The following is a 14,642-nucleotide window of genomic DNA, read 5'->3' as shown; positions in this document are numbered from 1 at the left end:
GTTTCCTTACCAACAAGGGGCGCTCTTTTTCCTCTTATTTAAAGGGTGCTGTGATGAGAACTTTTACCCAAGTCATAGCGGCGCGCGAATGGGAAAATCAGCATGTGGTTCACCACAATGTGATGCCTGCGCACGCGCCTCTTCATGCTTATTCAAGCGAACAAAACGCACTGAATAAAACGCCTTCAAGCAATCAACTTAGCTTGAACGGTCAGTGGCAGTTTGCTCTATTCGATAGACCAGACAATGTGCCTGCTGAATGTGTGAGTAAGAGTTTTGATGACAGCAACTGGAGTCAAATAGCGGTTCCGAGTAACTGGCAACTGCAAGGCTTTGATAAGCCAATCTACACCAACGTAAAGTATCCATTTGCGGATACACCACCAAAAGTTCCTGAAGATAATCCAACGGGTGTTTACCGAACTCGCTTCCAGTTTACGCCAAAGCAAGGGCAAACAACGGTCACCTTTGATGGGGTGAATAGCGCATTTCATCTTTGGTGTAACGACCAATGGGTAGGTTACTCACAAGACTCAAGACTTGCAGCGGAGTTCGACCTGTCAGACTTTCTCATCGACGGCGAAAATCAACTCACAGTCATGGTGATGCGTTGGAGTGACGGCTCATACCTTGAAGACCAAGATATGTGGTGGCTAAGCGGTATCTTTCGTGATGTTACCCTGTTAACGAAACCTGCCATTCATATCAAAGATGTCCAAGTCGTCACGCAGCTAGATAAGACTTATCGCGATGCTGAGCTAAAAGTGGTCACGACGCTATCGAAAAAGAACCTCCCTTATCAGGTGTGTGTCAGCTTGTTTGACGCCCAGCAGAAAATGGTTGCTCAGCAGAGCTCTCAAGCAGGTCTGGAATTTGTCGATGAGAAGGGGCCTTGGTGCGATAAAGTTAATCACAGTCTATCGATTCAAGCGCCAGAGCTATGGAGCGCTGAGTCGCCAACACTGTATCGAGTGGTGGTCAGTTTAATTGATGAGCAAGGTTCGCTGGTGGATTGCGAAAGTTATGATGTTGGTTTTAGACACGTCGAAATCAGCCAAGGCCAGCTTAAACTTAATGGTAAGCCGCTGCTTATTCGCGGTGTTAATCGTCATGAGCACCATCCCGAACTTGGTCATGTGATGACGCGCGAAGATATGATTCGCGACATCAAATTGCTTAAGCAAAACAACTTTAATGCAGTGCGCACTGCCCATTACCCCAATCACCCGATGTGGTATCAGCTCTGTGATGAATATGGGCTTTATCTGGTCGATGAAGCCAATATCGAAACTCATGGTCAGTTTCCGATGTGTCGTCTATCCGATGACAGTGAGTGGCTCAATGCTTACATGCGCAGAATAACGCGCTTAGTTGAACGCGATAAAAACCATCCTTCTATCATTATCTGGTCGTTAGGTAATGAGTCAGGGATAGGCAATAACCATCATGCAATGTACCAATGGGTGAAGCAGCATGACCCATCACGGCCTATTCAGTATGAAGGTGGCGGTGCAATGACAGCTGCCACTGATATTATTTGCCCAATGTACGCCAGAGTAGATTGGGATTTACCTGTCGTTGCTCATCAACCTCATGTGACGCCAAGAGTTGGAATTAAAAAGTCTATCGCGCTGCCTGATGAGCAACGCCCGCTGATATTGTGTGAATACGCGCATGCGATGGGAAATAGCTTAGGCAGTTTCAGCGAGTATTGGCAGGCGTTTCGCGATCATCCGCGCCTACAAGGTGGCTTTATTTGGGATTGGGTTGACCAAGGACTGACCAAGGTCGACGAGCAAGGTAATCAATATTGGGCTTATGGTGGGGACTTTGGTGACGAGATTAATGATCGCCAGTTCTGTATCAATGGGTTGATATTCCCAGATCGTAGTGTGCATCCCACTCTACATGAAGTGAAAAAAGCTCAGCAGTTCTACCAGTTCAGTCTAGTAGAGCAAGCCCCTTTAACGGTGAAAATGACCAGCGAAAACTTATTCACTTCAAGCCAAGGAGAAAGCCTGCAGTGGCAGATTCTTGAAGATGGCGTTGTAGTGGATGAAGGTGAAGTAGAGCTTGTTTTAGAAGCGCAGCAAAGCACCGAATTGGTACTAGAAAATACCGCTTTGCGTGAAAAATCAGGCGCTCGATATCACTTGAATTTAACCGTGGTACTGAGCAAAGCGACTCCATGGTCTGAAGCTGGGCATGTTACTGCCACTGAACAGTTTGAACTGAGCTCAGAGCCAGAGTTGGTGCTGCCAGAACCGAAACCAACTTGGCAAGCGAACATCTCTGATAGCGCGGAAAAGCTTTTGGTCTACAGTGATCTTTTTGCGCTTGAGTTCGACAAATGCCTTGGTGCGATTTCGAGCTGGAAGGTCAATGACAACGAAAAGCTTACCCAGCCAATCATGGATAACTTTTATCGCGCGCCGCTCGATAATGATATAGGCACCAGTGAGGCTGACAAGTTAGATCCAAATTCTTGGTTCGCTCGCTGGCAGTCGATAGGGTTAGATTCCTTAGAGCGTGAAGCTATTGATTTTGAATGGAATGAAACCAAAGCTGGCTTACAAGTCATCTCCAAATCGGCCTATCTTCAGCAGGGTAGAGTCCTGATTGTCTCCACGTGGCGTTATCTGGTGACTCAAGATGGTGAAGTGACTATCGATGTTGATGTTGAATTGGCCAATGGCCTTGCACCACTACCTCGGATTGGTCTTGAGTTATCACTATATGATCATGGAGTGAGCGAGCACCAAGAGCCTGTGAGCTGGTTTGGTCGCGGGCCTCACGAGAATTATCCTGATAGAAAAGAATCGGCGCATATAGGTCGTTATCAATCCTCCGTTAGGCAGATGCACACCGATTACATCTTCCCTTCAGAAAACGGTCTACGCTGCGATGTGTTAGAAGCACAGATTGGCGAACTGAGCGTTCGGGGTGACTTCCATTTTGCGGTGAGTGAGTTTAGTCAAACTAACCTCGCGATGGCAAAACACACCAATGAACTGATGAAGCAAGACACTATTTTTGTTCGGATTGATGGTTTCCATATGGGAGTCGGTGGCGATGACTCTTGGACCCCAAGCGTACACAAAGAGTACTTACTGAATGATCGACGTTACCGCTACCAAGTGGCCTTGAGCTTTTAAAGGAATAACGAAATGAACCCATTTGTTCAGCTCCATAGCGAGCATGTCTCAGTGGTGATCAAACTGTCACCGGCACCTGAAGTCATTTATTGGGGCAAAAACATTGCGCAGATTAATGACAAACAGTTCACCAATCTGATGAGCAGTCAGCAGCGTGCTGTGCCTCAAGCGCGTTTGGATCATGATGTTCCTTTAACTCTTTGTCCTGAATTAGGGCGTGGAAGTTTTGGCTCTTCAGGCATAGAAGGTCATCGCAAAGGCTTGGCGAGTATGCCAAGGCTTGATTATGTCTCGCACACACAATCAGGTATCCAAGTGGATATCGTATGCCAAGACCAACAAGCTCAACTTGCATTAGCGATACATCTTAAACTGGACAAATCCGGCGTCTTGAGTAAGCGATTAACACTCACCAATTTAGCTGCTGACGATTACATCTTAAATAAGCTAGCTTTGACTCTTCCAGTACCATACCGAGCGTCAGAGCTGGAAAGTTATCATGGTCGTTGGAGCCGTGAGTTTCAGGCGCAGCGCCAGTCAATAGCGCATGGTTCATGGGTGATCGAAAACCGTCGGGGCCGTACATCTCATGAGTACTTTCCAGGCTGTTTATTAGGGTCGTCGGGTTTTAGTGATCAAACGGGCGAAGTATGGGGCTTTCATCTTGCTTGGAGCGGAAACCATCAGTGGCGCGCCGATGTGAAAAGCGATGGCCGCCGATTACTACAGGCAGGAGAGTGGTTAATTCCGGGTGAAGTGATTTTACCGCAAGGGGAGAGCTATACCACGCCAGAGCTTTTGGCTACCTATAGTCCAAAAGGTATTAATGGTATCCGTAAGGTGAGTCATCGCTATGTTCGCGAGCAGGTAATACCTTTTGATCAGGCTAAGGTACGTCCTGTTCATCTTAATACTTGGGAAGGGATCTACTTTGACCATGACCCAGAGTATATTTGTGAAATGGCGACCCAAGCAGCAAGCATTGGTGTCGAACGATTTATTATTGATGATGGTTGGTTTAAAGGTCGCAATGATGATAAGTCATCTCTGGGTGATTGGACGCTTGATGCGACAAAATACCCGAACGGTTTAACTCCTGTTATTGAACACGTTAACGCGCTTGGGATGGAGTTTGGCATCTGGGTTGAACCTGAAATGGTCAATCCTGATTCAGACCTGTTTCGTGCTCACCCAGAATGGTTGCTGGCCGCTGAGGGCTACGCGCAGCCGACAGGGCGTTATCAATATGTTCTAAACCTACAAAACCCAGATTGCTTTGATTACCTGTTTAACTGTCTGGATGACTTGCTACGTGAGCACAATATTGGTTACGTCAAATGGGACATGAATCGAGAGCTAGTTCAAGCAACTCATCAAGGTAAAGGCGCGGTTCATGGGCAAACTCAGGCTTTATACCATTTGATTGATAAGCTGGTCGCGGCGCATCCCGAGGTTGAAATTGAGTCATGTTCATCAGGTGGTGGGCGAATTGATTATGAGATCCTAAAGCGCACGTGCCGTTTCTGGACCTCAGATTGTAATGATGCGTTAGAGCGTCAAACTATCCAAAAGCACATGGGGATCTTTTTCCCACCAGAAGTGATGGGGGCTCATATCGGGCCTTATCATAGTCACACGACAAGACGAACCCATGATATCAACCTACGTGGTTTAACGGCTTTGAGTGGTCATATGGGGGTGGAACTCGATCCAGTCAAAGAAAGCGAACAAGAGAAACAAGCTTTCGCTAAGTACATTGCTCTGCATAAACGCTATCGCGAGTTGCTTCATAGTGGTGAGGCGTTCTATTTAGATAGTGCTGATGATACTCGTTTGGCCTATGGGGTGACAAAAGCTCAACAAACGTTAATCACAGTGTGCCAAAAAGCGATGCCGGACTATGCACTTCCAGAACCGCTTGTCTTGGAGCACCTTGATCGTGCACGAGATTACAAAGTCACTTTAGTCGACTATCCACAATCAAGCGCGCAATTGATGAAACCAAGTGATGGCTGGTGGGAAGGGGAGCCTTTAGTCGTGAGTGGCGATTGGTTAGCAACACTTGGACTCAGTTTACCTATTTTAGACCCAGAAGCTTGTTTACTGCTAAGAATTGAAGCCGTTTAGACAAGGATTCTAAGCTTGCCGTTGCCGCTTACCTGACAGGCTATGATAGAGTGACTATCCACTTGTTTAAATTCAGGAAGAAGCTTTGAGTGGTAAGATAACAGTGCGAGCTTATAGCCGCTCATCGAATGGACATAGTCATAGCCATCATCAGGTGTTGCTGCCTTTACGTGGCTATATTGATTTGACGTTAGATGGGCAGGCGGCGACAGTCTCTTATGGCGATTGTGTGGTGATTTTATCCGGTTGCTACCATGAGTTTCGTGCTCGTGAGGACTTTCGCTTTTTGGTGATTGATGTCAACGAGCTACCAAGCCCATTACTAGAACTAGAGCATCCGATTCTGGCACTGGATGAAGCAACGCATCAGTATCTTAGTTTTATTGAGAAGCAGCTTGAGCAAGACATTTCTGGTGAGTTGGAAGAGAACATGTTGTCGCTCCTGTTTGAACTATTAGCTCGCCAATGTTCTAGTAGCAAAATGGATATGAGGATCAAAAACAGTATCCAGTACCTTCATCAAGACATCGCTAAGAATCACTCGATTGACGAGCTCGCTCAGGTTGCCTGCTTAAGTGCGACTCAGTTTAAACACCTATTTAGCAAAGAAGTACAGCTCTCCCCACTTAAGTATCTAGCTAAGCTACGTATGGAAAAAGCGCGTACTTTGCTGATCAACACCGATATGCCGATTAGCCGGATTGCTGAGGAAGTGGGCTTTAGTAACCCATCTTCCTTTACGCGTAGTTTTAGTGGTTATTTTGGTTTGCCACCGAAAGCTTATCGCACTCACGATTGAGTCTCGGCTGACGACGATACAAAACAATGCAAATGGCGACGATAGCCATTCCTAGCATAGTCAAAGGCGTTAACACTGTACCGAACAGCAGGTGATCAAACAGATAGGTCAGCATTGGGATTGCGTAAAACAGTACGCTGACTTTATCTGAGCTGTCCCGTTTTACCATGTACATCAGCAGTAAGAGTGCCCCGACGGAAACCACCAAACTCATCCACAGCACTGAGAAAACAAACTCTGGCTGCCAATCAATATAGCCTTCAGTGCCCAAGCTAAGCGCGATAAACACAAGGCTCGATAAAATACATTGATACCACATGGCCTGAATTGAATTCATCGTCACCTTAGTTTGTTTGATAGTGCCTATTGTGAGGGAAAGGAGCGCTAAGACGGAAAACAGTATTCCAGCCCATTGAATGCTATCAAGGCTTTGCGCACCAGCAATCGCAATAGTGAGTCCTGCGAAACCAACACCCAGTAAGATAAATTTACTCGCACCGATTTTTTGCTTGCCAAGTAAGGGGGTTATCAAAGGTTGGATACCTAGAACCAATGTTACTAAGCCAGGAGACATGCCTGTCGCTATCGCCAGAATATAGAAAGCCAGATAGAACACCTGTAACAACAAACCGACCGATAAGACGGTTTTCAATTCTTCCTTGCTAGGTTTATGAAATTGAGTATTGAACAGTGATTTAGCAAGCAAACAAATGATGCTGACACTGACAAAAGAGATCACCGCACGTATTGCCAGAAAGCTCCATTCGGAAGAGAACTGTAATCCAAGTTTTACAATAACCGCACCACTGCTCCACATCACTAGGAATAGGATAGGAGCGAGGGAATCTAATTTAATCATCAGATTTAACCTTATTAATTCAACTGTAAAGAATGATGCGGTGGCCACCTACATGGGTAGTTACTATAGCTTGGCTGAATCGGAACAAATGATCCCATCGGACGGTTTTCTGTTCCTAGAGGTCGAAGTTGGTGAGAGCAAGGAAAAAAAAAGCACCGAATGGGTGCTTTTATGCTGGTGATATTATTGAGTGGCGTCGCTTTTAGCGAGCTGAAGTAACCATTGCTGACTTGTAATTTGTTGTGTGCCACATTCGACCATATAAGGTTTACCTGTGAACCAGCTTTTGGAGGCAACTTCGTTAATGAAGGTCTCGATATCTTTGACCTCATCTTGGGCATAGTCCCATTTATTTTTAATGTGCTCAGCGGCTTCGGTCGGGGTATAGGCTTTGCCGTTTCGATAAAAAGTACAGGATGATTGCTCAATCTTGCTGATTAAGCGGTCTACATCATTTTGAATGCTGGCTGCTGCAGAAGTTGCCAACATCGCTAACATTATGACTAGATACAACCGTTTCATCACTTCCCCTTAATCCGTATTTGGCCTCGATCACTTACCCTGTTCGTCCTTATAGGTTCCACCAAGGTTTGAGTTCTAGTGGCTCGTTGAGTTCAACACGTTGCCCAAATTCAGGACTGACCATGGTGACACCGCGCTTTTCACTAATCTCCATCGCTTGCTGCATTGGTTCGTTCCAATCGTGCATAGCGAGGTCAAAGGTGCCGTTGTGAATCGGCATCATCACCTTACCTTTAAGATCAATGTGCGCCTGAACACTTTGCTCAGGGAACATATGAATGTCCGCCCATAAGCTATTGTAAGCTCCGGTTTCTATCATGGTGAAATCAAATGGTCCGTATTTGTCACCAATCTCTTTAAATCCTGAGAAGTAGCCAGAGTCACCACTAAAGAAGACTTTATTCTGCTGACCGTTAATCACCCAGCTTCCCCATAGTGTGCCATCGCGATCCGTCAGTCCACGTCCAGAGAAGTGTTGGGTTGGAGTCAGCACATATTCTACGCCATTGTGCACATGGGACTCCCACCAATTAAGCTCAACTATCTTCTCTTCAGGAACATTCCATTCTCTCAAGGTTTGACCGATCTTTAATGGCACAATAAATACCGTGACTTTTTCGGTCAGTGTTTTGATCGACGCTTTGTCGAGATGATCATAATGGTCATGACTGATCAGAACGGCGTCAATACTTGGTAGCTCTTGTAACGAGATTGGTGGCTGATGGAAACGCTTTGGCCCAGCCCATTGTACGGGTGATGCTCGGTCACTAAACACAGGATCTGTCAGGATGAGCTGCTGATCGATCTTCATCGCGATACTTGAATGGCCTAAGCGGTAGAGAACATCTTGCTGTTCATTGGCAAGTTGCTCCGTCGTCATCGCATGGACGGGCAAATCAAAGCTTGGCGTTGGGTTAAGGCGCTCAGTCGTGAAATAGGCTTTTGCGATCTTCAGGATGTCACCAAAGCCGCTTTTGTATTCAAGCTCAGTGTTGGCAAACTTCTCTGGGTATTGCTTACCCGCTGCTTTATCTGAACTAGAACAAGAGATGATAGAGGTGGTCATAATTATCGCTCCTACAGTAGCTAACAATGTGCGTTTCATAGTGACTATCCTAAAGTAAACTATACGGTGTAGTTTACATGCTTTGCTTTTAAAGTAAACTACTTAGTGTAAAATAGATCTCAGCAGAATGAGGTAGGATCGTTAACTCTATGAAAGTTAGAAAAAAAGGTCGTAGCGAAATCAAACGTGAGGCGATATTGGTTGCGGCAAAGCAGGCTTTTCAGGAATTTGGTGTGCAAAATACCAGTATGGACAAGTTATCTGCGATGGCTGAGGTCTCTAAGCGAACGGTATACAACCACTTTGAATCTAAAGAAGCGCTCGTCATGGAACTGCTGGCGGAGTTGTGGCGCACTTCAATGGCTGAACATGAAATAGCGGGGCTTGCTGAACTGACATTAGAACAGCAGCTTATCGCACTGCTTGAAAGCGAGATCAATGTTGTCACGGACCCTCACTATGTTGATCTAGCCAAAGTGGCTTTAAGCTACTTCTTCCATAAGCCGGATGAGCTTAAAGAGCAAGAAGCGAAGATGGCAAAGCAAGAGACCGCGCTGTTTCGCTGGCTAATTGAGCAGAAGGAGCAGCAGACGCTCATTATTGAGGACGTGGTTGTAGCGAGTACCCAGTTGCACAGCTTAGTTAAAGGCAGTGCCTTCTGGCCTCAAGTTCTAGGAATGAAACCTTCGCTGACCAAGCAAGAGGCGAGGGTATTGGCAGAGCAAAGCACCCGTTTGTTTATGAGTCAGTACCGCGCTTAGCGTCAGATTAAAAAGCCCTTACCATTATGGTAAGGGCTTTAATTTTACAATTTTCAACAGACCCTAGGCTTGTTTAGCTGTCTGTAACTTTACCTCTTTGCTTGCCTGTTTTTTCTCGAAGCGAGAGATCCACCACCATGCAAGGCCAGAGAATACCGCGGTCATAAAGACGTTGATGAAGAAGGCACGTACTAAATCAACGCCAGTCGGGAAGGCTGATGCGGTCATACTTACCACAAAGATAGTGATCAATACCGATACCACACCCATACCAAACTTGCGTGAGCCCATGCGGAAATCACGTGGCGTATCATCATGTTTTAGACGGAAGATGAAGTAAGCAGCCATGATAAAGATTGGTGGTAGCATCGCAGTACCAGCGGTTAAGTTGATTGCTTGGTTCATCATGTCTTGCACGGATTCCGAACCAAAGCCATTCACAACCAACATCACGACGACGAAGGCAAACTGCCACCAAGCTGCGCGAACTGGTACACCGTGCTCATTAAGCTCCGTCGTTTTCTCACCGTAGACGCCTTTTGGAATCTCTGAGAAGTGGATTTTCACTGGAGCCGCTGTCCACATCATCATAGAGCCAAACATCGCGATAAAGAGAATAATCCCAACAAAGCGGCCAACCACTAAGGTAGAAATCTCGAAGTACTGAGCCATACCGGTAAAGATTTCGACCATACCACCTGCGTAAGTGAGATCTTCGCGAGGGACAAAAACGTTAACCAGTAGTGAGCCAAGCGCATACATAGCACCGATCAGAACACCTGCCATGATGATCACCTTGATAAAGGCTTTCTGACCACCTTTGACATCTTTTAGGTAAGCGGCTGCGGTTTCTGCCCCACCGGCTGCTTGGAAGATCCAACACATAATGCCTAAGGTTGCCCAGTTAATTGTTGGGCTCATCGCTTCTAAGGTAATCGGTTCAGCTGGTGTGTATTCACCGCCGCCCAATGCCATTAACGCGCCAAGGACATAGATAGCGAACAGAGCAAAGACGCCGTATGCCACAATCTCTGAAATCTTACCCAGCCAGCTCGCACCTTTAGTTGAGATATGAGTCGCCGCAGCAAAGAGAACAATCGAAATAATCGATGTCACCATAGGTGAGAAGGTGTACTCGTAGCCAAGCATGGCGTATGAGGCGTAGGCAATAACGTTTGGCAGTAGAGAGACAAACCAGAACAGGTTTACAAACCAGTATAGGAAAGAACCTAAGTATGCGGCTTTAGTGCCTAACGGTTTTTTCAGCCAGTCGTACATACCGGATTCAGAGTTCTTATTGGCCGAAACAAACTCGGCAATAATGAACACAAAAGGAATGAAGTAAACGATGGTTGCGAGTAAGAAAATAGGCGCTGAACTTAAGCCTAATTCAATGTTGTTGTTTACGATGTTACGGACGTTAAATACCGCCGCAAAGGTCATCGACAGCAGGGCAAACTTGCCAATGGTGCCACGCATAGATTCAGACATAGAGTCCTCCGATGAATCACGTCAATTCCTTTGGTACTAAAAGTCACACTGCTATTGAGCGTTCTGTCATCCTGCGCGAATAGTAGGCTATGCCGCGTTAGAGTCCAGCGCTGTCACTGGCTTTTGTGACTTTAGTACCTCAGGGGTTGTAGTCGTTATTGTTTGGGCCAGTTGTGCTGACCCTGTAAGTTGTATTTATTTATTCAGGAAGTAGCCGTCTTCGATGGTGACTTTAAGCACTACTTTGCGAACTCGGTTATCTCCGTGGAAACGGTAGGCGTTGTTGTTGTCGAAAATGGCAACTTGGCCTTCAGTTAGTTCACGTGTCTCACCTTGACCAGAGAAGTATTCTCGATCCGTTTCATCACGGTACTGATCAACCAGCTCAAGCTGAGATTTTTCAGCGAACTCGACGGTTTCTCTTCCTTCTAGGTAGTAATGAACATCGAAGTAGCGTCGGTTACCTTCAAAGGTGTCGGTATGACGAGCAACGCCATCTTCAATCATGTAAACCAATGAATCTCCAATTGAATGCATGACGCCATCTTTGATATTGGCTATGTTTTCAATCGCTTCTATACAGCGGTTCCACTTACGGCCATCGCGGTAAACGACTTTGAATTGCGCTAAGCTCTCTAACACGATCATGGGTTATGCCTCATTTGCTGTAGTTGAAGTAAAGAAACCTTGTTCAAAGCGGTGTTGCGCCATTGTCTGTGCACTGCAATCTCCCGTTTGTAGGGGAACGAGTGTCAGCCCGTAGCGGAACTCATCCATAGTCACTCGGTAAGAATCGAGCACTTCGCTACCCCAAGAGTTCGAGCCAAGCCCCATCAATTTATGGTCTAAGTTGAGGGTGATATAACCGCTCTTTTCTAGCTCAATCGTGTGCTGTGCTTGATGTAAGTTTTGATTGGTGTAGAACCAAGCGCTGAAGTTGATCTCTTGCTGAGGTTTCACTAACAAACCGGTACCATTACGGTTGGTTAACGCCGCCCAACGAACGTGTTGGCGGTTGCCGTTGTTCTGTGGGAACGGGTAGTTCTCGAACATGTCGGCAACTGTGCTGTGGTAAATATCAATCAGGTTTGCCTGCTTGCTATCCTGATAGTTTTCTTCAGGGCCACGACCGTAGTATTTCACTTGGTCAAACTCGCCGTTGATGCCAAGGTCTAGGCCGATAACTGGGATGACATGAGGGTAGTCGCCGTAACGTTCACCGCTCAGTTCTAGGTTTAATTGACCGTCAGCACTCACTTGGTAGCGGTATTTGCAGCGCATACCAAAATCAAATACGGGTGGCGCAATGATGCTGGTGGCGGTGATCTCTACTTTGCTATCAAGATGCTCTAGGTGAAGGGTGCGGAAATGCTCTTGCATGATTTGCAGATGAGCGGGTTCCCACAGACCATCGTGCTCTTGTTTATGGTTATCGATCATCGGCTTAAAGAAGTTCAGTTTAGGTTCTGATTGAATCAGCTCTTCGCCATTGACAATCCAAGAGGTGAGTTTGCCATTCACTTTCGAGAAGTTAAGTGCAAAGTTATTGCCTGAGATCAGGTAGTTAAGGCGGCTTTCCTCAACATTAAGTGGTGTCGCATTTTGATTGATGAAGCTTGGTTCTATCGCCGTGCTTTCTTTGAGTTGGTATTGGTAAACAGCTATCTCATGGTTTGCGGCGCTGTACAGGGTGCGCGTATCTTTGCGTACCGTGAAGTTAATGAAGGCTTCACGCTCGTCAAGTTCAGGAATGGCGATATTAATTTCACGCGCTGAGTTTGCGCTAAGCTGTTCCACTTTGAACTGAACGCTGCGCAGTGTTTCTCCTTCAGCGCGAATATCGGCGGTGATGGTGTAATCATTGAGATCGCTAAACCAAAGTTTGTTTTCAACAATGAACTTGCCTGCTTGCTCATCTACAGCACGGATTTTCACTGGCGCAATCACTTGCTTGTACTCTTTAAGCCCCGGACCAGGCGTTTGATCTGGATAAATCAAACCATCCATACAGAAGTTGTAGTTGTTCGGATAGTCACCGTAATCACCGCCGTATTTGTAGAAGGGTTGCCCTTTTTCATCACGAGCTAAAATGCCGTGATCACACCATTCCCAAACGTAGTGGCCTTGAATGTGATCATGTTGGTAGAACACGTTTTGGTACTCAGTTAAACCGCCTGGGCCATTACCCATTGCGTGGGCGTATTCACAGATAATGCGTGGCTTCTCGTGAGGAAACTCACCAAAGTAGTTCATCAGTTGAGCACGGGAATACATGGTTGAAATCACGTCGACCACTTCTGCATCTCGGTCTTCTTCGTAATGTACTAGACGAGTGTTATCTATCGCTTTGGTCGCCTCATACATCGAACGAATATTGCAGCCATAGCCAGACTCATTGCCTAGCGACCACATAATGATCGAAGGGTGGTTTTTTTGGGCATGAACATGTCGCTCTGCTCGATCAACAAATACCGCTTCCCATGCAGCGTCGTTGGTAATGCGGCTGAGATCGCCAACGTTAGCAAAACCGTGGGTTTCTACATCCGTTTCGGCCATCACAAATAGGCCGTAAATATCACACAGTTCGTAGAAGCGTGGGTCGTTCGGGTAGTGAGCAGTACGTACTGAGTTGATATTGTGCTGTTTCATCAAGACTAAGTCTTTTTCCACACGCTCCATTCCGACAGCGCGACCTTTCAGATGATCGTTGTCGTGACGGTTAACGCCATGCAGCATCACATACTGGTTATTGATGTAGAACAGACCATCGCGCACCTTAATGTCACGAAAACCCACTCGTTGCGGAATGATTTCCACGGTTTTACCTAGGTTGTCTTTTAAGGTCAGAACCAGTTGGTAAAGGTAAGGATTTTCTGCCGTCCAGTGGATTGGCGCATCCATTTTAATCTCAAAGCGAGCTTGTGTTGAGGTATCGATAGTCAGGTTGCTGCAAGAGCCTTGTGCAACAACCTGACCTTTATCCATCAGTGCATAGTCAAGCTCGTAGCCAGAAGCTTGTAGGGCAGATAAGTTTTCCAGTTCTACTTGGCAAGAAAGGGTTGCTGCGCGGTAATCTTCGGCGAAATCCGTGCGAACGGTGAAGTCCTGTACGTGAACTTGCTCTTTACCGACTAGGTAAACATCACGGAAGATCCCCGCAGTCCACCACATGTCTTGGTCTTCGATATAAGTAGAGTCTGCCCACTGCATAACGCGCACTGACAGTAGGTTTTCACCTTGCTGAACGAACTGAGAAATATCAAATTCAGCGGTTAATCGGCTGCCTTTACTGAAGCCTGCATACTCACCGTTTACATACACTTCGAAGTAGGTTTCAACGCCGTCAAATTTAATGATTGTTTGTTTGTTATCCCAGCTCTCACCTAGGGTGAAGGTGCGTTGGTAAGCACCGGTTGGGTTATCGGTTGGCACGAACGGCACATCAATTGGGAATGGGAAACCTTCGTCGGTGTACTGAAGGTCGCCGTGGCCTTCCATTTGCCACATGTTCGGAACCGTAATCTGGCCCCATTGGGTCATCTTTTGTGAATAGAACTCTTCAGGAACCAACAGAGGGTTAGTGAAGAAGTTAAAGTTCCATTGACCGCTCAGAAGCATAAAGCGGCTGCTGAGTTCGCGTTGGAAGGTTTGAGCTGTTTTCACTGAGTCATAAGAGAAGAAGTAAGCACGTGGTGCCATACGGTTCTCATGCAGATGTAGGAAGTTTTCCCAGTTGTTCACGTTTACTCTCCCTCGGCTAAAACGATCGAATGATCATGCCGACGTTGTAATGAAATAATTGCTCATTGAGCATCTGGGAAAGATTTTAGTAAAAGTTTTACTAAAATAAATTTGTGAAAAC

Annotated in this window: 10 protein-coding genes; 4 read left to right on the top strand and 6 right to left on the bottom strand. The window is 46.3% G+C overall.

Features of this window, described 5'->3' with window-relative positions; translation table 11 throughout:
* Positions 1 to 53: 53 nt before the first annotated feature.
* From AC5O63_RS17760 to AC5O63_RS17750, 3 genes are all read left to right on the top strand, one after another.
* The gene (locus AC5O63_RS17760; protein WP_494505784.1) at positions 54 to 3,155 is read left to right on the top strand and encodes a beta-galactosidase; all 3,102 of its coding nucleotides are present in this window, start codon (positions 54 to 56) and stop codon (positions 3,153 to 3,155) included.
* Between the two features lie 12 nt (positions 3,156 to 3,167).
* Positions 3,168 to 5,282, top strand: a complete 2,115-nt coding sequence (locus tag AC5O63_RS17755; protein WP_494505783.1) for an alpha-galactosidase — start codon at positions 3,168 to 3,170, stop codon at positions 5,280 to 5,282.
* 85 nt (positions 5,283 to 5,367) lie between these two features.
* Positions 5,368 to 6,081, top strand: a complete 714-nt coding sequence (locus AC5O63_RS17750) for a helix-turn-helix domain-containing protein (protein WP_494505782.1) — start codon at positions 5,368 to 5,370, stop codon at positions 6,079 to 6,081.
* On the opposite strand, the gene AC5O63_RS17745 is transcribed toward AC5O63_RS17750, so the two are convergent.
* From AC5O63_RS17745 to AC5O63_RS17735, 3 genes are all read right to left on the bottom strand, one after another.
* Positions 6,032 to 6,940 carry a DMT family transporter gene (locus tag AC5O63_RS17745; RefSeq protein ID WP_494505781.1) on the bottom strand — a complete coding sequence of 303 codons (909 nt, stop codon included), beginning with the start codon at positions 6,938 to 6,940 and terminating at the stop codon, positions 6,032 to 6,034. The genes AC5O63_RS17750 and AC5O63_RS17745 overlap by 50 nt on opposite strands.
* Before the next feature lie 183 nt (positions 6,941 to 7,123).
* Complete coding sequence (locus tag AC5O63_RS17740) at positions 7,124 to 7,462, bottom strand: DUF5329 family protein (RefSeq protein ID WP_494505780.1); 339 nt, start codon at positions 7,460 to 7,462, stop codon at positions 7,124 to 7,126.
* Positions 7,463 to 7,511: 49 nt separating this feature from the next.
* Positions 7,512 to 8,528 carry an MBL fold metallo-hydrolase gene (locus tag AC5O63_RS17735; RefSeq protein ID WP_367937726.1) on the bottom strand — a complete coding sequence of 339 codons (1,017 nt, stop codon included), beginning with the start codon at positions 8,526 to 8,528 and terminating at the stop codon, positions 7,512 to 7,514.
* A gap of 149 nt (positions 8,529 to 8,677) precedes the next feature.
* Between AC5O63_RS17735 and AC5O63_RS17730 the strand changes: the two genes are divergently transcribed.
* Positions 8,678 to 9,289 (top strand): TetR/AcrR family transcriptional regulator, encoded by a 612-nt coding sequence (locus AC5O63_RS17730; RefSeq protein WP_069665582.1) that lies wholly within the window; start codon positions 8,678 to 8,680, stop codon positions 9,287 to 9,289.
* 63 nt (positions 9,290 to 9,352) lie between these two features.
* Here the strand turns inward: AC5O63_RS17730 and AC5O63_RS17725 are convergent, their stop codons facing one another.
* The 3 genes from AC5O63_RS17725 to ebgA form a co-directional block, all read right to left on the bottom strand.
* A complete protein-coding gene (locus tag AC5O63_RS17725) occupies positions 9,353 to 10,780 on the bottom strand; it encodes an amino acid permease (RefSeq protein WP_494505779.1) in 1,428 nt (475 codons plus the stop codon).
* 195 nt (positions 10,781 to 10,975) lie between these two features.
* Positions 10,976 to 11,428 (bottom strand): beta-galactosidase subunit beta, encoded by a 453-nt coding sequence (locus AC5O63_RS17720; RefSeq protein ID WP_494505778.1) that lies wholly within the window; start codon positions 11,426 to 11,428, stop codon positions 10,976 to 10,978.
* A gap of 3 nt (positions 11,429 to 11,431) precedes the next feature.
* On the bottom strand, positions 11,432 to 14,521 hold the full coding sequence (ebgA, locus tag AC5O63_RS17715; RefSeq protein ID WP_494505777.1) for a beta-galactosidase subunit alpha: 3,090 nt from the start codon (positions 14,519 to 14,521) through the stop codon (positions 11,432 to 11,434).
* Positions 14,522 to 14,642 lie beyond the last annotated feature (121 nt).

Source organism: Vibrio sp. SCP2, from assembly GCF_059295395.1.
Note: the sequence above shows the minus strand (reverse complement) of the source record. Positions and strands in the feature narration are given on the sequence as shown.